Genomic DNA, 16,359 nt, shown 5'->3' on the forward strand with positions numbered 1-16,359 from the left:
CCGTGAGCGGACAGGAGGGCGAGACCGAGCAGCTGGAGCTGATCCGCTCCGCGCTGCCACGGACCCGCACGCCTCGCACCGAAGCCACCGCGTCCATCGACCCGGTGGCTTCGGTCGTCGTCGACACGGGTCTGGCCCACCTCGACCGGCCCTTCGAGTACCTCGTGCCCGAGGCGATGGCCGACACGGCACTGCCCGGCACCCGCGTCAAGGTGCGCTTCGCCGGTCAGGACCTCGACGGTTTCGTCGTCGCGCGGGCGGCTGCCGCCGAGCACGAGGGCCGGCTCGCGCCCATCCGGCGGGTCGTGTCGCCGGAGCCCGTGCTGCGCCCCACCCAGCTCCGAGTCGCCACTGCCGTCGCGACACGATGTGCGGGCTCGCTCGGTGACGTGCTCCGGCTCGCGGTGCCCCCACGGCACGCAGCAGCCGAGAAGGCCCTTGCGCTGGAGCCCCCCACCCCTGACCCGCTTCCCCAGGTGAGCGGTCCGGGAGGCGCGTGGGGCAGGTATGCCGCGGGGCCGGCATACCTGTCGCGGCTGGCCGCGGGGGAGTCGCCAGCGGCGTCGTGGCTGGCAGTGCCCACCACCGACCCGACGCAGGACTGGCCGTCCGCCCTGGCGGCCGCGGCGGCGGCGACGCTGGCGGGCGGGCGGGGAAGTGTCCTCGTGGTGCCGGACCACCGCGATGTCGGGCGCGTGGACGCGGCGCTCACCCAGGCGCTCGGCCCGGGGCGACACGTGCGGCTGACGGCCGACCAGGGACCGCAGGCGCGCTACACCGCGTGGCTCAAGGTGCTGCGTGGGCACGTATCCGTGGTCGTGGGCACCCGGGCCGCCGCGTTCGCGCCCGTGCGCGACCTCGGGCTCGTCGCGTGGTGGGACGATGGCGACGACCTGTTGGACGAGCCCAGGTCGCCCTACCCCCACGTCCGTGACGTGCTCCTCACGCGCGCCGACGTCGAGGGAGCCGCGGTCCTCTCGGGAGGGTTCACGCGCACCGTGGCCGTCCAGCGACTCGTCGACACCGGCGAGCTGCGGACCATCACGGGAGGTGGCCTCCGCGGAGCTGCCCCCCGCGTGCAGGTGGCCGGCGAAGGCGTCGAGATCGAGCGGGACGCCGCGGCGGCTTCGGCACACCTGCCTTCCATCGCCTGGCGAACCGCCAAGGCTGCCCTCGAGTCCGGCCCGGTCCTCGTGCAGGTGCCCCGCCGCGGCTACGTCCCCTCGCTGTCCTGCCAGACCTGTCGCACTGCCGTCCGTTGCGCCCACTGCGCCGGCCCCGTCGCCCTGCGCTCCAGGCAGGCCGAGCCGGCCTGCCGCTGGTGTGGGCGAGGAGTGGGACGGTTCGAGTGTCGGCACTGCGGCGGCCGCGAGCTGCGCTCGTCGGTGATCGGAGCACGGCGGACGGCCGAGGAGCTGGGCAGAGCCTTCCCCGGCGTGCCCGTGCACACCTCTGGAGCCGGCGCCGTGCTCGACCGCGTCGCTGCGGTCCCTGCCCTCGTCATCGCCACACCGGGTGCCGAACCCGTGGCCGAGGGGGGGTATGCCGCATGCCTGCTCCTCGACGCGTGGGCCAGTCTCGACCGCCCCACCCTGGACTCGGGGGAGGAGGCGTTGCGTCGCTGGGTGGCCGCTGGCGCCCTCACACGCGGTGCGGCGGCGGGAGGTCAGGTCGTGCTCTGTGGGGCACCCACCCACACGACGCTGCCGGTCGTCGAGGCCCTGGTGCGTTGGGACCCCGCCTGGTTCGCAGCCCGGGAGCTCGCCGAACGCCAGGAGCTCTCCCTGCCCCCGACGGTGGCGATGGCGGCCCTGACCGGGGACCGTCGCGCTCTCGAGGCCGCCCTGCGGCTTGCTCACCTGCCGGCCGAGGTGGACCAGCTCGGTCCCCTGCCGGTGGCTGACGACGCGGTGCGCGTCCTGCTGCGAGCCCCGCTCGAGCAGCGCCCCGCCCTGGCCGCAGCTCTGGTGGCGATGAAGGCGGTGCGCAGCGCCCGCAAGGAGAAGGCCAGCATCCAGGTCCGGATGGACCCGCGCGACCCCGCCACCTGATCCGCGTTCCAACGGCCGTGGGGACGCGGCATACACTGACAGCCCCTTTTCGCCCGCCCAGCCATGCTCGTCCAACCACAGGAACAGCGTTGTCGATCCAGAACATCCGCCTCTTCGGTGACCCCGTCCTGCGCACGCCGGCCGAGCCCGTCGTCGACTTCGACCGCGAGCTGCGTCAGCTGGTCAAGGACCTGACCGAGACGATGATCGACGCCCCCGGAGCGGGACTCGCCGCGCCCCAGATCGGGGTGGGGCTGCGCGTGTTCACGTACTGGGTCGACGGCGAGCTGGGCCACCTGGTCAACCCTGACCTCGACCTCTCGAGCGAGCTCCAGGAGGGCGATGAGGGCTGCCTGTCGTTCCCCGGCCTGAGGTTCGAGACACCGCGGGCGCTGCGGACCGTCGCCAAGGGCTTCAACCAGTTCGGTGAGCCCGTGGTGATCGACGGCTCTGAGCTGCTGGCTCGGTGTCTGCAGCACGAGACCGACCACCTCGACGGGATCCTGTTCATCGACCGGATGGACCGCGAGCAGCGCAAGGCGGCCATGAAGGCGATCCGTGAGGCGGAGTGGGCCGGTGGCGACACCCCCGTCGTCAAGGTCAGTCCGCATGCCACCTTCGGCCGGGGGATGTGATGCGGCTGGTCTTCGCCGGCACGCCCGAGCCCGCGGTGCCGTCGCTCGATGCCCTGATCGCCTCCCCCCACGAGGTCGTCGCCGTGGTGACCCGGCCCGACGCCCGAGCCGGCCGCGGCCGAGGTGTGGTGAGGTCGCCGGTGCGCCAGCGAGCCGAGGAGCTCGGCATCGAGGTGCTGACCCCGGACCGTCCGCGCGACCCAGACTTCCTCGAGCGACTGCGCGCCCTGGCGCCGGATGCGTGCCCGGTGGTGGCCTACGGCGCCCTGATCCCGCAAGCGGCCCTGGAGATCCCGCTGCACGGCTGGGTCAACCTGCACTTCTCCCTGCTGCCCGCGTGGCGGGGGGCCGCACCAGTGCAGCACGCCGTGATGGCCGGCGACGAGGTGACCGGGGCCTCGACCTTCCTCATCGAGGCCGGCCTCGACACCGGGCCGGTCTTCGGGCTGATGACGGAACGGATCCGCCCGCGTGACACCGCCGGGGACCTGCTCGGCAGGCTTGCGGAGGGGGGTGCGGGCCTGCTAGTCGCGACGTTGGACGGCATCGCCGACGGTGCCCTGACTCCCGTGCCGCAGGCGGTCGACGGGGTCTCGCTCGCGCCCAAGATCGAAGTCGAGGACGCACGGGTGCGCTGGGACCGACCGGCCGTCGCGGTGGATCGCCAGGTGCGTGGGTGCACCCCCGCGCCGGGCGCGTGGTCCACCTTCCGTGGCGAACGGGTCAGGCTGCTGCCCGTCCACCCCGACGAGGGTCATGTCGGGCCACAGCTTGCCCCGGGAGAAGTCGCCGCCGGGAAGCGCGAGGTCCACGTGGGCACCGCCAGCGGGCCGGTCCGCCTCGGTCAGGTGCGGCCGCACGGCAAGAAGCAGATGGCCGCGGCCGACTGGGCGCGAGGGGTCCGCATCGACGCAGGAGAACGGTTCAACCATGAGTGACCAAGCACCACGCGGACCTCGTCGGGACGACGATGGTGGTCGCCGCAACGCGAAGGGTCGTCAACGCCCCGAGCGGACGCACGGCGACAGGCAGCGATCGGCGCAGCGGCCCAGCGAGCGCAACCGCAGCAGCGACCCCCAACGCCTCGCGGCCTACACCGTCCTGCGAGCCGTCGCCGAGGGCGCCTACGCCAACCTCGAGCTCCCGAAGGTGTTGCGCGACAGGGGGATCAACGGCCGGGATGCCGCGTTCACGACCGAGCTCGTCTATGGGGCGGTGCGGATGCACGGGCTCTACGACCCCATCATCAGCGTTGCGGCAGGACGACCCGTGGCCAAGATCGACCCCAATGTCCTGGACACCCTCCGGCTCGGCGCCCACCAGCTGCTGGGCATGCGGGTGCCGACCCATGCGGCGGTCGACGAGACGGTGGCGCTGGCGCGCAAGGTCAACGGCGCCGGAGCGGCAGGTTTCGTCAACGCAGTCATGCGCAGGATCAGCGAACGTGACCTCGAGGCCTGGCTCGCGGAGGTGGTGCCGGCCGACGACCTGACGGCCCGGTTGGCCGTCGAGCAGTCGCATCCGGAGTGGATCGTCAAGGCGCTGCGTGCCGCCCTGCTCGGTCATGGCGCCGCGACCGCCGACACCGTGGACGCGGAGCTGACCGCCTTGGTGACGGCGGACAACGCTGCCGCAAAGGTGTCTCTCGTGGCCCGACCGGGACTGGCCACGGTGGCCGAGCTCGTGGGCGCCGGCGCCTCTGCCTCGCGGCTCTCACCCTGCGGTGCGGTCCTCGACGCAGGTGACCCGGGCGGCATACCCGCGGTGCGCGAGGGGCGTGCAGCGGTCCAGGACGAAGGTTCGCAGCTGGTCGCGCTGGCACTGGCGGCGGTGCCCGTCGAGACCGAGGGGACCGAGCAGTGGCTCGACCTGTGCGCCGGCCCCGGGGGCAAGGCGGGGCTGCTCGCGGGTCTGGCCATCGAGGCGGGCGCCGACCTCACCGCCAACGAGGTCAGCGAGCACCGCACCGAGCTGGTGCGCCAGACGCTGCGTCCCGCGATCGCGCGCGCGACGGAGGCGGGCCGCACCGTCACGGTGCGGACGGGAGATGGTCGGACGATCGGCGAGGACGAGCCGGACCACTACGACCGAGTGCTGGTCGACGCTCCGTGCACCGGTCTGGGTGCCCTGCGCCGACGCCCCGAGGCCCGGTGGCGACGCACCACGGCCGACCTCGCCGACCTCGGCAAGCTCCAGCGCGAGCTGCTCGCCTCTGCCATCGACGCGACGGCGCCCGGGGGAGTCATCGCGTACGCCACGTGCAGCCCCCACCTGGCCGAGACGTCGTTCGTCGTGGGAGACGTGACCAAGCGCCGGTCGGATGTCGAGCTGCTCGACACCCGTGACTTCGTCCGCGACAGCGACGGCGCCGTCGTGGACATCCCAGGCACGGGTGCAACGGTGCAGCTGTGGCCACACCTGCACGGCACGGACGGCATGTTCCTGGCGCTGTTGCGCAAGAAGGGGTGAGCCGGGTGACCGGTCCCGCGGACCGCGGTGGCAGAGCCAGGGTCGCCCCGGTGCCGGTGACGCTGCGCCCGATGCTCGTCGAGGACGCGCCGGGTGTGGGGGCCATGCACCACCAGGCATGGGTCGACACCTATGCCGCCGTTCTGCCGGAGGACTACTTCTCCACGTGGACCGTCGACGCCGCCGTCGAACGCTGGCGCGGCCTCTTGGCTGCCCCGACACCGACCGGCACCAGACGCTTCGTGGCGGTCGAGCAACACACCAACGGCGAGGCGATCCGCGGGCTGGTCGCAGCCGGGCCCTCCCGGGACCCGGCCGGGCGACCCGACCACGTCCGTCCGGCGGAGCTGTGGGCGCTCTATGTCGAGGCTTCGCGACACGGCACCGGTCTGGGCCAGCGGCTCCTCGACGTGGTGCTCGAGCGGCAGGATCCCGCGGAGCTCTGGGTCTTCCGCGACAACCCGCGAGCGCGCGCCTTCTACGTCCGGAACGGCTTCGCGCCGGACGGTGCCACGTTCGTCGACGACCGGTTCCCCGACCTCCCCGAGATCAGGATGGTCCGCTGACCCCGCCGGAATAGCGCTCGGTGGCAGCCGGTTGGCCCACAGGTGAGCACACCTGCGCTGTCCGTCCTCGACCTCGTCCCCGTCCGCAGCGACCAGACCACGGGGGACGCGCTGGCCGCGACCCGGTCGCTGGCGCGGGTTGCGGACCGCCACGGCTACCGCCGCTACTGGCTGGCCGAGCACCACAACATGCCCGCGGTGGCGGCGACGAACCCGCCGGTCCTCATCGCGATGGTGGCCGCCGCCACGGAGCGGATTCGCGTCGGCTCCGGCGGGGTCATGCTGCCCAACCATGCACCACTGGTCGTGGCCGAGCAGTTCGCCCTGCTGGAAGCAGCGCACCCGGGGCGCATCGACCTCGGGATCGGACGTGCCCCCGGCACCGACCCGGTGACCAGCTACGCCTTGCGACACGGCGCAGGCGGGGTCGACCAGGACGCGGTCCAGCGGTTCCCTCAGTACGTCGACGACGTCATGGCCCTGATGTCTCCCGAGGGTGTCGGCATCAGGGTCGGCGGCGACGTCCACCCCTTGCACGCCACTCCCCGGGCCGCCTCGGCACCCGACGTCTGGCTGCTCGGGTCTTCCGACTACTCGGCGCGCCTGGCGGCGGAGCGCGGCCTGCCGTACGTCTTCGCCCACCACTTCTCGGGGCGCGGCACGGCAGCAGCCCTCGACCTCTACCGCAGGGGCTTCAGGCCATCCGCCGCGCATCCGGAGCCACGCACCTTCCTCACGGTCAACGTCGTGGTGGCGCCCAGCCAGGTCGAGGCCGAGCGACTCACGCTGCCGAACCTGGCGTCGATGGTGGCGCTGCGGACCGGCGGTCGACTTGCCCCGCAACTGCTCGTCGAACAGGCGGAGGAGGCCGGGATCGCGGACGGGCACCGCGATCTCGCCACCGAGATGCGTGGGCGTTGGGTCGTCGGCACTCCCGACGTCGTCGCCGAGCAGCTCACCGCCCTCACTGCCGAGTACGACGTCGACGAGGTGATGGTCCACCCTGTCGCCGGAGCCATGAGCGGCACCCCCGCGGCCCTCGCACCGGCTCGTGAGGCGACGTTGGCGCTGCTGGCAGCCGCGTTCGGTCAGTAGGTCGCAGACGCGTCCCCCACCTCCGCCGCCCCCGACGACGCCCGCCCCGTCGCCGCGTTCGCGGGCGGATACAGTGTCGGCCGTGCAGATCTCGCCGAGCATCCTTTCCGCCGACTTCGCGAACCTCGAGAGCGAACTGGGCCGCATCGCCAACGCCGACTGGGCGCACGTCGACGTGATGGACGGCCACTTCGTGCCGAACCTCACCCTGGGACTCCCTGTCGTCGAGGCCCTCGCGAAGGTGAGCCCGATCCCGCTGGACTGCCACCTGATGATCGACGACCCCGACCGCTGGGCCCCCATGTATGCCGAGGCGGGCGGCGCGTCCGTCACGTTCCACATCGAGGCCGCTCGCGACCCGCGCGCCCTGGCGAAGAACCTCCGCGCCCTGGATGTCCGGGCGGGCATGGCCATCAAGCCGGGGACCCCCTTCGCGCCGTACGAGGACCTCCTGCCCGACCTGGACATGGTGCTCGTCATGACCGTGGAGCCCGGTTTCGGGGGACAGTCCTTCATGGCCGACCAGATGCCGAAGGTGGCCCAAGTGCGCGAGGCGGTGCGGCGCCTCGGTGGCGAGGTCTGGGTGCAGGTCGACGGGGGGGTGTCGGCCAAGACCATCGAGGAGTGCGCCGAGGCAGGTGCCGACGTGTTCGTCGCGGGATCGGCCGTCTACGGTGCCGAGGACGCGGCCGCCGCGGTGGACGAGCTGCGCGCCCTGGCGGCGACGCACGCCCACTGAGCAGACCGGCATCCTCGTCGGTCCCGGCCGTGTCCTGGGGCCGTCAGCCGGACTCGTCCCAGCGGTGGATCGCATCGAAGGGGTCGCGCTCGATCACTGCTGGCCCGGCGGCGGATCTCTCGGCTGCGCCTGAGACAACGCGCAGGCGCGGCGTGAAGGTGTCCTCGAGCTCGCGATCGGAGGGAATCTCGATCTCAGCCCAGCGAGCTCGTTCCCCCGACGGTGGTCGGTAGGTCGTGACCCTGTCGTCGCACTCGCGCGAACCCTCGTCCGGTGGGGCGAGCTCGTCAGGCCCTGGCGGTCGCAACTGGTGCCCGTAGCGATTCACGACGACGAGCCCATCGTGGCGAGTCGGGTCTCCGGTGACGGTGAAGTCCCCGCGATCGATGGCGTCGTGGTGGAACGGACAGAGGCTGATCTGGTTGTCGTCGTCTGTGGCGCCACCGTGGGCCCAGTCGTCGAGGTGGTGGATCTCGACGAACCGGGTTGCGGTGCATCCTGGAAACCGGCATCCGCGGTCGCGGTCCTCGATCAGCCTGCGTGAGCGCCGGGGGAGGATGCGCATCGTGCGGCCGACGCTGATCGGTCGCCCCTGCGTCTCCCACACTGGCTGGAGCGCGCCGTCCGTGAGGAACCGCTGGACGAGCCGGGTCGGGATGGCGCCCCCGCCGTTGATCCAGGCGCCGTCCGTGTCCAGGTGGAGGTAGACCTTGTAGTGGCTGGCGCGGCTCGTGGAGGCAACGCCGGCCAAGGACCGCTGCGCGACCTCCGCGAGGCCATCGGCGTAGGTGGGTTGAGGGGCTGCAGGCGGGTCGCCGTCCCGCTGCTGGACGAACAAGGCGTCCTTGGCCTCCTTGACGGCCTGTTCGACGAGCGCCCCGATCGTCGCGGGCGCGCTGTAGCGGAGCTGGAACCGGCCATCTCGGTCGTAGTGCATGGACAGCTCTGGCTTGGCACACGCCAGGCGCTCCGGCTCAGTCTCGATGGCGTCTCTGGGACGGCTGACGTCCTGAGGGGTGGCTTCCGTTTCGGAGCCCGAGTCGTGGAACGCGTGTCGACTCACGGCTCGCCTTAGCTGCGGCACCGTGGCGTGCCGAGCGAGGTGGGTCATCGATGCCTGGTGGCTGGCCGGCACGTGGTGGGCCAACACGGCTGCGGTATCGATCGACAGCGCACCAGCGCTCACCGCCGCGGCTGCATCCGGCAGCTCCGCGCGGCGTCGGGCCACCGCGACGACGTCGCGGGCGTGCGCGGGGGACAGGCCGGCTCGGACGATCAGGTAGTGCTCGGGGGAGCGGAAACCGCCGTCGCCCCAGTGCCCACCCTCAATCAGCTTCGCGACGATGTCGGCCAGCTCGGCGTGGGCCCGGTTGAGCTGCCCAGCCACCATTGCCGTACGGGTCCAGAGGTCCTGCTGGACCTCCTCCCGCTGCGTGGCGATAGCGCTGACCGACATGGCTCAATCGTACACCTGTTCGAATGGCAACGACAAGACCATCCACAACCAATTCTGTTGTGGCGCAATCCATTTCGCGGCCCTACCCATGTCAGAGGTATGTGGTAGAGGCTCAGGCAGAGCTGGCAAGTGTTCTCCTGGCTGCCCCCTTCGTGAGGACCGTCACGCGGACGGGACGGCGCGCACCCAGCCGTGCTGCGGCATACTGGACACTGACGTGCTCCGGGGTCGGTGTAATTCCGAACCGGCGGTGACAGTCCGCGACCCGACCGCAGCCAGCGGCCGGTTGACTGGGTGGAACTCCCAGACCGACGGTGAAAGTCCGGATGGTAGGCAGCACGCGACAGCGGGACCAGTGGGTTCGCAGTGCGGCAGTTGCCGACCCTGCGTTCCGACCCTCGCCAGCAGGCCCGCCTGCACACCCCCGGAGCTCAACCGACACGGTTTCGAGCAAGGGCAGGACAGTGGCAGAGCACTCCGCGACAGACACGGCGATGATGCGTCGTGCCCTGGGGCTGGCTGCCCATGGCCCCCGGGCCAACCCCAACCCACGCGTCGGGTGCGTCCTCGCGGACGCCGCCGGCGACGTCGTGGCCGCCGGCTGGCACCGCGGCGCGGGGACGCCCCACGCCGAGGCCGACGCCCTGAGCGCCGCAGGGGAGCGCGCGGCGGGGTGCACGGCCTACGTCACCCTGGAGCCGTGCAACCACAGCGGGCGGACCCAACCCTGCGCGGCGGCCCTGCATGCCGCGGGTGTGGCTCGGGTGGTCTATGCCCAGACCGACCCCAACCCGGCCGCCGCGGGTGGGGCCAAGTGGCTGCGCAGGAGGGGTGTCAAGGTCGAAGGCGGCCTGCTGGCCGACGAGGCACAGGCCCTGAACGCGACGTGGACCCATCTGGTCACCACCGGGCGCCCGTGGGTGACCTGGAAGCTCGCGACCACGCTCGACGGTCGCAGTGCGGCGGCTGACGGGACCAGCCAGTGGATCACCGGCGAGGCCGCCCGGGCCGACGTCCACGAGCAGCGCTCCCGCAGTGGGGCGATCCTCGTGGGGACCGGCACGGCGCTGCTCGACAACCCACAGTTGACCGCGCGACGTCTCGACGGCTCGCTCTACCCCGAGCAGCCGATCCGGGTGGTCATGGGCGAGCGTGACCTCCCGCCGGACGCCCGAGTGCTCGACGACGCGGCTCCCACCTGGCAGCTGCGGACGCGCGACCCCAAGGACGTCCTGTCGGCGCTCGCCGAGGCCGAGGTGCACCACCTCTGGCTCGAGGGGGGTCCCACCGTCGCGGCTGCGTTCATGGCGGCCGACCTGGTCGACGAGCTCGTGGCCTACGTCGCGCCCGTCCTGTTGGGGCGCGGCCGCCCGTCGGTCAGCGACCTGGGGATCACGTCGATCGACCATGCGCTCCGCCTGCAGCCGACCGACATCACCCTGATCGGCGACGACGTGCGGATCACGGCATCACTGAAGGGGGCTCGCTGATGTTCACGGGAATCGTCGAGGAGCTCGGCCGGGTCGTTGCCCTCGACGCGGGTGCCGACTCGGCCCGACTGACGGTGGCCGGACCACTCGTCACGTCCGACGCCGAGCACGGCGCCTCCATCGCCGTCAACGGCGTCTGCCTGACCGTCGTGGAGCACGACTCCGAGCAGTTCACCGTCGACGTCATGGCCGAGACCCTCGACCGCAGCAGCCTCGGCACCCTCAGCGCCGGCGACCCCGTCAACCTCGAGCGCGCCATGGCAGCCTCGAGCAGGTTCGGCGGCCACATCGTCCAGGGCCACGTCGATGGCACGACCCGGATCCTCGCGCGAACGCCGGGGGAGCGGTGGGAGGTCGTGCAGTTCGGCCTGCCGAACGCCCTTGCCCGCTACGTCGTCGAAAAGGGGTCGATCACCGTCGACGGCGTCAGTCTCACGGTCTCCTCCGTCGACGACGCGACGTTCAGCGTCTCGCTGATCCCCACCACGCTCAGCCTCACCACGTTGGGACACAAGGAAGTTGGCGACACCGTCAACCTCGAGGTTGATGTCCTCGCCAAGTACGTCGAACGCCTGCTCACCTCCAAGGAGACCTCCGCATGAACATCTTCAGTCGGCTCTACGAGGCGCACCTGACGATCGCCGGCCACCCCATCACGTGGCGCGAGATCGTCGGCAACGCCTTCGGCTTCGCCTCCGCCATCGGCGGGTTGCGACGACGAGTCTGGGCCTGGCCGATCGGCATCGTCGGCAACGTCCTCCTGTTCACGGTCTTCATCGGTGCGACCTTCGACGCACAGGCGCAGCAGCCGTTGTTCGGCCAGGCCGGCAGGCAGGTCTTCTTCATCCTGACCAGCGTCTACGGGTGGTGGCGGTGGACCGAGCAGCGCAAGGCACGTCATGACCTCTCCGCCGCCGCGATCACGCCGCGCTGGGCCACGCTCCAGGAGCGGGTGGCATACCTGGTCGCGGCCGCCGCGGGCGTGCTGGTGTTCCAGTGGGTCTTCTCCGTGATCGGAGCCGGCTGGCCGGCGCCACGCTGGTACTTCTGGTGCGACGCCTGGATCTTCGTCGGCTCGATGGTCGCGACCTACGCGATGGCCCGCGGCTGGAACGACTTCTGGCTGGCGTGGATCGCCGTCGACCTCGTCGGTGTGCCCCTGCTCTGGCACTCGAAGTACTACCCGACGGCCATCCTGTTCGTCGTCTACGGAGGCTTGGTCGTCTACGGCTTCTTCGTCTGGCTCAAGGCTTCCCGTGAGGAGCGCGACCCCGCTCCCGAGCTGAGTGAGGTGTCGGCATGATCGGTCTGGCCACCGTCGAGGCGGCCCTCGCGGCGCTGCGCGAAGGGCGTCCGGTGCTGGTCACCGACAGCGAGGACCGCGAGAACGAGGGCGACGTCATCCTCGCCGCCCAGACCCTGACGGACGAGTGGCTGGCCTGGACGATCCGCCACACCAGTGGCTACGTCTGCGCCCCGATCACCAGCGAGGCAGCGGACCGGCTCGGGCTTCCGCTGATGGTCGCCGACAACCGTGACCCGCTGCGGACTGCGTACACCGTGACCATCGACGCCGCGGCGGGCGTGACCACGGGCATCAGTGCCGCCGATCGGGCGCAGACCATCCGGCTGCTGGCAGAACCGTCGTCGACGACCGAGTCTTTCGTGCGTCCCGGTCACGTGATCCCGTTGCGTGCCAAGCCGGGCGGGGTGCTGGAGCGGCCCGGTCACACCGAGGCAGCCGTCGACCTCTGCCGGCTCGCTGGGCTCGCGCCCGTCGGCGCGATCGGCGAGCTCGTCAACGACGACGGCACGATGATGCGCCTGCCCGAGGTGCTGGCGACCGGGGCGGTCACCAACCTCCCCGTCGTCACCATCGAGCAGCTGATCGCGTGGCGGCAGCTGCACGACCGCGTCGAGACCCTCGCCGAGACGACCCTGCCCACCCGGCACGGCGACTTCTCGGCGATCGGGTTCCGCGACAAGCTCACCGGTGACGAGCACGTGGCGCTGATCAGCCCGCGCGGTGCCACCGGGCCGAACCCGCTGGTGCGACTGCACTCCGAATGCCTCACCGGTGACGCCTTCGGCTCCCTGAGGTGCGACTGCGGGCCACAGCTCGAGCGATCCATGGAGCGGATCGCCGCCGAGGGCGGTGTGCTCGTCTACCTGCGTGGACACGAGGGCCGTGGCGTGGGGCTCGTCTCGAAGCTTCAGGCCTACGCCCTGCAGGACGCCGGCCTCGACACCGTCGACGCCCAGCTGGAGCTCGACCTGCCGATCGACGGCAGGGAGTATGCCGCCGGCGCGGCCATCCTCAGCGCGCTCGGTCTGGGTGCGGTCCGGTTGCTGACCAACAACCCGGCCAAGGTCGCGGCGTTGCAGGGATACGGGATCGAGGTCGCGGCCGTCGAGCGCCTCTCGATCGCGCCCAACCCCGCCAACCGTGCCTACCTGCGGACCAAGCGCGATCGGATGGGGCACGACCTCGTCGTTGACGCGAGCGACCAGGGAGCCAGCGCGTGAGCGGTCACGGCGCGCCTGCCCTCACCGCCGACGGGTCGGGCCTGCGAGTCGCCATCGTGGCGGCCTCGTGGCACACCGAGGTCATGGACGGCTTGGTCGCAGGCGCCCAGCGTGCCCTCGCCGAGGCGGGGGTCGAGGACGTCCTGCTCGTCCGGGTGCCGGGCACGGTCGAGCTGACCGTGGCCTGCGCGCGTCTCGCGCCCGCACACGACGCACTCGTGGCCCTCGGCGTCGTGATCCGCGGTGGCACACCGCACTTCGACTACGTCTGCTCGGGGGTCACGCACGGGCTGGCGCAGGTCAGTGTCCGCACCGGGGTTCCCGTCGGGTTCGGGGTGCTCACGTGCGACGACGACGCCCAGGCACTCGACCGTGCCGGGCTGTCCGGATCCAGTGAGGACAAGGGGCACGAGGCGGCGATGGCCGCGGTGGCGACCGCGGTCACCCTCGGCACCCTCGCTCCCCGTACCCTTGGCCCGTGAAGACTTTCGACGATCTGTATGCCGAGCTGGCCGAGAAGGCGGTGAACCGACCCGAGGGCTCGGGCACCGTGCGCGCGCTGGACGCCGGCGTGCACGAGATCGGCAAGAAGATCGTGGAGGAAGCCGCCGAGGTCTGGATGGCTGCCGAGCACGAGGGCAAGGACCGCGCGGCGGAGGAGATCAGCCAGCTGCTCTACCACCTCCAGGTGCTCATGGTCGCTTCCGACATCACCCTCGACGACGTCTACGCACACCTCTAAAGGACTTCACGGACATGCTGCGAATTGCTGTGCCCAACAAGGGTTCCCTGTCCGAGCCCGCGGTCGAGATGCTGCGCGAGGCGGGATACCGCACGCGTCGTGACACCAAGGAGCTCGTCCTCACCGACGCGGACAACGAGGTCGAGTTCTTCTACCTGCGTCCCCGTGACATCGCTGTCTACGTCGGGTCCGGCACCGTGGACTGCGGTGTCACCGGCCGCGACCTGCTGCTCGACGCCGGCAGTGCGGCGATCGAGGTCATGACGCTCGGCTTCGGGGGTTCGACCTTCCGGTATGCCGCGAAGCCCGGCACCTGCGCGAGCGTCGCCGAGATCTCCGGTCACCGGGTCGCGACGAGCTATCCGGGGCTCGTGGGGAAGCACCTCGCCGACCAGGGAGTCAGCGCTGAGGTGGTCCGTCTCGACGGCGCGGTCGAGACCGCCATCACCCTGGGCGTCGCCGACGTGATCGCGGATGTCGTCGAGACCGGCACGACGTTGCGGCAGCAGGGGCTCGAGGTCTTCGGTGAGGAGATCCTGCGCAGCGAGGCCGTCCTCATCCGTCGCGAGGGCTCTCACGAGACAGCCGCGGTGGACGTGCTGCGTCGTCGCCTCACCGGGGTGGTCACGGCGCGTCACTACGTGATGCTCGACTACGACGTCCCTGTCGACCTCGTCGAGGCAGCCTGTGCCATCACCCCAGGACTGGAGTCGCCCACCGTCTCAGCCCTCCAGAACAAGGAGTGGGCCGCCGTGCGGGCGATGGTCCCGCGAGTGCGGACCAACGCCATCATGGACGAGCTCTACGACCTCGGGGCGCGGGCGATCCTGGTGACCGACATCGCTGCCTGCCGGTTGTGACCACCGTGACCCCGTCGGGTCGGGCCGCCAGCGCGGACGAGCAGGCAGCCTTTGCGGTCTTCCGGGCGCGACGGGGACGGTCCGTCGCCTATGCGTTCGCCGCTGCCACCCTCGTGGTCTTCGGCGTGATCGCGCTGCTGCTGCCCGGGCCGGCGCAGGGTGGGACGTGGCGCACCGGTGACAGGATCTTCTTCGCCGCGGTCGGGGTCGCGATCGCAGTGCTGCTGTGGCGGTTCGCCTCGATCAGGGCGGTCCCGACGCGCGACTCCCTGACCGTCCGCAACCTCTTCACCACCCGCACCGTGGCCTGGCGCGAGATCGTCGACGTGCGGTTCTCGGGTGGCGACCCGTGGGTGACCATCGCCCTGTCCGACACCGACACGGTGGCCGTCATGGCGATCCAGAAGGCGGACTCGGGCTTCGGGCGCGCGGAGGCCGGCCGCCTCGCCGCCCTCGTCCAGGCCCTCGGCCCCTCGGCCACCAGTCCCGACGTGACCCTGGACTGACTCGGTCAGTCGACCTTGCGCAGCCCTGGCCGGAGCAGCGAGGAGAACGCGACCTGGCCGAGCATGAGGACGGTCAGCGCACCCCAGACGGCCGTGAAGGACCCCGACACGTCCCGGACCGTTCCCATCATCGCCGGCCCGAACGAGGCGACCGTGTAGCTGACGAAGAAGGCCATCCCCGCCAGCCGCCCGCTGGCAGCAGGAGTGCCTGCGTAGTCGACCATGAGCACCAGCCCGAGCGCGAAGGACGCGCCTTGGCCGAATCCCAACACCGTGGCCCAGACCCACGGGGCTGCCGTAGGTGCGAGCCACAGCCCGGACTGTCCCAGGAGCCCGAGCACGGCCGCCGACAAGAGCAGCACCCGGCGGTCGGTGATCTTGTCGGTCAGCGCCGGTGCCGCGAGCCCGGACACGAGCTGGGCGGCTGTGAAGACCGAGAGAAGGTAGCCCGCGTGGGTCGGGTCCCAGCCGCGCGCGGTGTACGACGGGGCGAGCCAGGCCAGCGTGGAGTAGAACTCGACGGACTGCACCGCGAGGTAGCCCGCCACGAGCCAAGCGGTGACGTGTCGCCAGGGCAGCCCGACGGGGGCCAGCACCGACGGGTTCGCCGCACGGTGCCGGGCGTGCCCCGTCAGGACCGGCACCCACGCCAGGACCCCCACGAGGGCGAGGACTGACCACGATCCCAGCGCGGCCTGCCACGATCCCAGCCACCCCTCGAGCGGCACCGACAACGCGGAGGACGAACCGGCGCCACCCATCATCGCCAGCATGTAGAGACCAGTGACGAGCCCGGCCCGCTCAGGGGGGAACAGCTCCTTGACCAGGCCCGGGAGGAGGGTGCCGCCGATGGCGATGCCTACGCCCGCGAGGAAGGTCCCGGCATACAGTGGCCACGTGGCGCCGCCTGCGAAGCGCAGCGCCAGCCCCACGGCCACGGATGCGATGGACAGCTCGATGGAGGCCGCTGCGCCGAGGCGGGCGGCGATCCGTTGTGCGAAGGGCGCGAACAGCCCCATGCACAGGACCGGCAGGGTGGTGAGCGCGCCGAGGGCTGTGTTGGACAGGCCGAGGTCGCCCGCGATGGACTCGGTGAGTGGCGGGACGCTGGCCATGGCGGTGCGCAGGTTGGCAGCCACCGCGACCAGGGCCAGGGCCATCAGCCAGACGGGGGGCAGGTGGGGGCTGGGACGGGAAGACATCGCCGTCAGTCTCGCAGCCCCG

17 protein-coding genes and 1 riboswitch are annotated in these 16,359 nt (G+C 71.5%); of the genes, 15 read left to right on the forward strand and 2 right to left on the reverse strand.

Annotation, left to right across the window (positions count from 1 at the left end):
* The first annotated feature begins 2 nt into the window (after nt 1-2).
* The 7 genes from AC1DXJ_RS00705 to rpe all read left to right on the forward strand — a co-directional run bounded on the left by AC1DXJ_RS00705 (nt 3) and on the right by rpe (nt 7,555).
* On the forward strand, nt 3-2,051 hold the full coding sequence (locus AC1DXJ_RS00705; protein WP_477636161.1) for a primosomal protein N': 2,049 nt from the start codon (nt 3-5) through the stop codon (nt 2,049-2,051).
* A gap of 89 nt (nt 2,052-2,140) precedes the next feature.
* A complete protein-coding gene (gene def / locus AC1DXJ_RS00710; protein WP_477636162.1) occupies nt 2,141-2,686 on the forward strand; it encodes a peptide deformylase in 546 nt (181 codons plus the stop codon).
* A complete protein-coding gene (fmt, locus tag AC1DXJ_RS00715) occupies nt 2,686-3,624 on the forward strand; it encodes a methionyl-tRNA formyltransferase (protein ID WP_477636163.1) in 939 nt (312 codons plus the stop codon). Before def ends, fmt begins: the two co-directional genes overlap by 1 nt.
* Nucleotides 3,617-5,155 (forward strand): RsmB/NOP family class I SAM-dependent RNA methyltransferase, encoded by a 1,539-nt coding sequence (locus AC1DXJ_RS00720; RefSeq protein ID WP_477636164.1) that lies wholly within the window; start codon nt 3,617-3,619, stop codon nt 5,153-5,155. The genes fmt and AC1DXJ_RS00720 overlap by 8 nt, the downstream gene beginning before the upstream one ends.
* Before the next feature lie 5 nt (nt 5,156-5,160).
* A complete protein-coding gene (locus tag AC1DXJ_RS00725; RefSeq protein ID WP_477636165.1) occupies nt 5,161-5,721 on the forward strand; it encodes an N-acetyltransferase family protein in 561 nt (186 codons plus the stop codon).
* Nucleotides 5,722-5,763: 42 nt separating this feature from the next.
* Entirely contained in the window at nt 5,764-6,816 is a 1,053-nt protein-coding gene (locus tag AC1DXJ_RS00730) for an LLM class flavin-dependent oxidoreductase (RefSeq protein WP_477636166.1), read from the forward strand.
* An 82-nt stretch (nt 6,817-6,898) separates the two neighbouring features.
* Entirely contained in the window at nt 6,899-7,555 is a 657-nt protein-coding gene (rpe, locus tag AC1DXJ_RS00735; protein WP_477636167.1) for a ribulose-phosphate 3-epimerase, read from the forward strand.
* 43 nt (nt 7,556-7,598) lie between these two features.
* Here rpe and AC1DXJ_RS00740 read toward each other — a convergent pair whose 3' ends face one another.
* Nucleotides 7,599-9,011, reverse strand: a complete 1,413-nt coding sequence (locus AC1DXJ_RS00740; protein WP_477636168.1) for an HNH endonuclease signature motif containing protein — start codon at nt 9,009-9,011, stop codon at nt 7,599-7,601.
* Nucleotides 9,012-9,225: 214 nt separating this feature from the next.
* A riboswitch (FMN riboswitch) is annotated at nt 9,226-9,354 on the forward strand.
* Nucleotides 9,355-9,475: 121 nt separating this feature from the next.
* On the opposite strand from AC1DXJ_RS00740, the gene ribD reads away from it, so the two are divergent.
* From ribD to AC1DXJ_RS00780, 8 genes are read left to right on the forward strand one after another with little or no spacing between them, the layout of a single operon-like run.
* Entirely contained in the window at nt 9,476-10,501 is a 1,026-nt protein-coding gene (ribD, locus tag AC1DXJ_RS00745; protein ID WP_477636169.1) for a bifunctional diaminohydroxyphosphoribosylaminopyrimidine deaminase/5-amino-6-(5-phosphoribosylamino)uracil reductase RibD, read from the forward strand.
* Nucleotides 10,501-11,103 (forward strand): riboflavin synthase, encoded by a 603-nt coding sequence (locus AC1DXJ_RS00750; protein ID WP_477636170.1) that lies wholly within the window; start codon nt 10,501-10,503, stop codon nt 11,101-11,103. Before ribD ends, AC1DXJ_RS00750 begins: the two co-directional genes overlap by 1 nt.
* Nucleotides 11,100-11,804: a nicotinamide mononucleotide transporter family protein gene (locus AC1DXJ_RS00755; RefSeq protein ID WP_477636171.1), complete on the forward strand. Its 705-nt coding sequence runs from the start codon at nt 11,100-11,102 to the stop codon at nt 11,802-11,804. Before AC1DXJ_RS00750 ends, AC1DXJ_RS00755 begins: the two co-directional genes overlap by 4 nt.
* On the forward strand, nt 11,801-13,027 hold the full coding sequence (ribB, locus tag AC1DXJ_RS00760) for a 3,4-dihydroxy-2-butanone-4-phosphate synthase (RefSeq protein ID WP_477636172.1): 1,227 nt from the start codon (nt 11,801-11,803) through the stop codon (nt 13,025-13,027). Before AC1DXJ_RS00755 ends, ribB begins: the two co-directional genes overlap by 4 nt.
* On the forward strand, nt 13,024-13,509 hold the full coding sequence (gene ribH, locus AC1DXJ_RS00765) for a 6,7-dimethyl-8-ribityllumazine synthase (protein ID WP_477612730.1): 486 nt from the start codon (nt 13,024-13,026) through the stop codon (nt 13,507-13,509). The genes ribB and ribH overlap by 4 nt, the downstream gene beginning before the upstream one ends.
* Nucleotides 13,506-13,769 (forward strand): phosphoribosyl-ATP diphosphatase, encoded by a 264-nt coding sequence (locus AC1DXJ_RS00770; RefSeq protein ID WP_477636173.1) that lies wholly within the window; start codon nt 13,506-13,508, stop codon nt 13,767-13,769. The genes ribH and AC1DXJ_RS00770 overlap by 4 nt, the downstream gene beginning before the upstream one ends.
* 14 nt (nt 13,770-13,783) lie before the next feature.
* The gene (hisG, locus tag AC1DXJ_RS00775; RefSeq protein ID WP_477612732.1) at nt 13,784-14,629 is read left to right on the forward strand and encodes an ATP phosphoribosyltransferase; all 846 of its coding nucleotides are present in this window, start codon (nt 13,784-13,786) and stop codon (nt 14,627-14,629) included.
* Nucleotides 14,626-15,135: a PH domain-containing protein gene (locus AC1DXJ_RS00780; RefSeq protein ID WP_477612733.1), complete on the forward strand. Its 510-nt coding sequence runs from the start codon at nt 14,626-14,628 to the stop codon at nt 15,133-15,135. Before hisG ends, AC1DXJ_RS00780 begins: the two co-directional genes overlap by 4 nt.
* 5 nt (nt 15,136-15,140) lie before the next feature.
* Here AC1DXJ_RS00780 and AC1DXJ_RS00785 read toward each other — a convergent pair whose 3' ends face one another.
* Nucleotides 15,141-16,337, reverse strand: a complete 1,197-nt coding sequence (locus tag AC1DXJ_RS00785) for an MFS transporter (RefSeq protein ID WP_477612734.1) — start codon at nt 16,335-16,337, stop codon at nt 15,141-15,143.
* Nucleotides 16,338-16,359 lie beyond the last annotated feature (22 nt).

The organism is Pedococcus sp. P2_D9, assembly GCF_056404275.1.

Bases quoted from the DNA above. Each gene is read 5' to 3' on its own strand.
- AC1DXJ_RS00750 (WP_477636170.1), top strand. From the start codon at position 10,501: ATGTTCACGGGAATCGTCGAGGAGCTCGGCCGGGTCGTTGCCCTCGAC.
- fmt (WP_477636163.1), top strand. From the start codon at position 2,686: ATGCGGCTGGTCTTCGCCGGCACGCCCGAGCCCGCGGTGCCGTCGCTC.
- ribB (WP_477636172.1), top strand. From the start codon at position 11,801: ATGATCGGTCTGGCCACCGTCGAGGCGGCCCTCGCGGCGCTGCGCGAA.
- AC1DXJ_RS00785 (WP_477612734.1), bottom strand. From the start codon at position 16,337: ATGTCTTCCCGTCCCAGCCCCCACCTGCCCCCCGTCTGGCTGATGGCC.
- AC1DXJ_RS00755 (WP_477636171.1), top strand. From the start codon at position 11,100: ATGAACATCTTCAGTCGGCTCTACGAGGCGCACCTGACGATCGCCGGC.
- AC1DXJ_RS00740 (WP_477636168.1), bottom strand. From the start codon at position 9,011: ATGTCGGTCAGCGCTATCGCCACGCAGCGGGAGGAGGTCCAGCAGGAC.
- AC1DXJ_RS00720 (WP_477636164.1), top strand. From the start codon at position 3,617: ATGAGTGACCAAGCACCACGCGGACCTCGTCGGGACGACGATGGTGGT.
- hisG (WP_477612732.1), top strand. From the start codon at position 13,784: ATGCTGCGAATTGCTGTGCCCAACAAGGGTTCCCTGTCCGAGCCCGCG.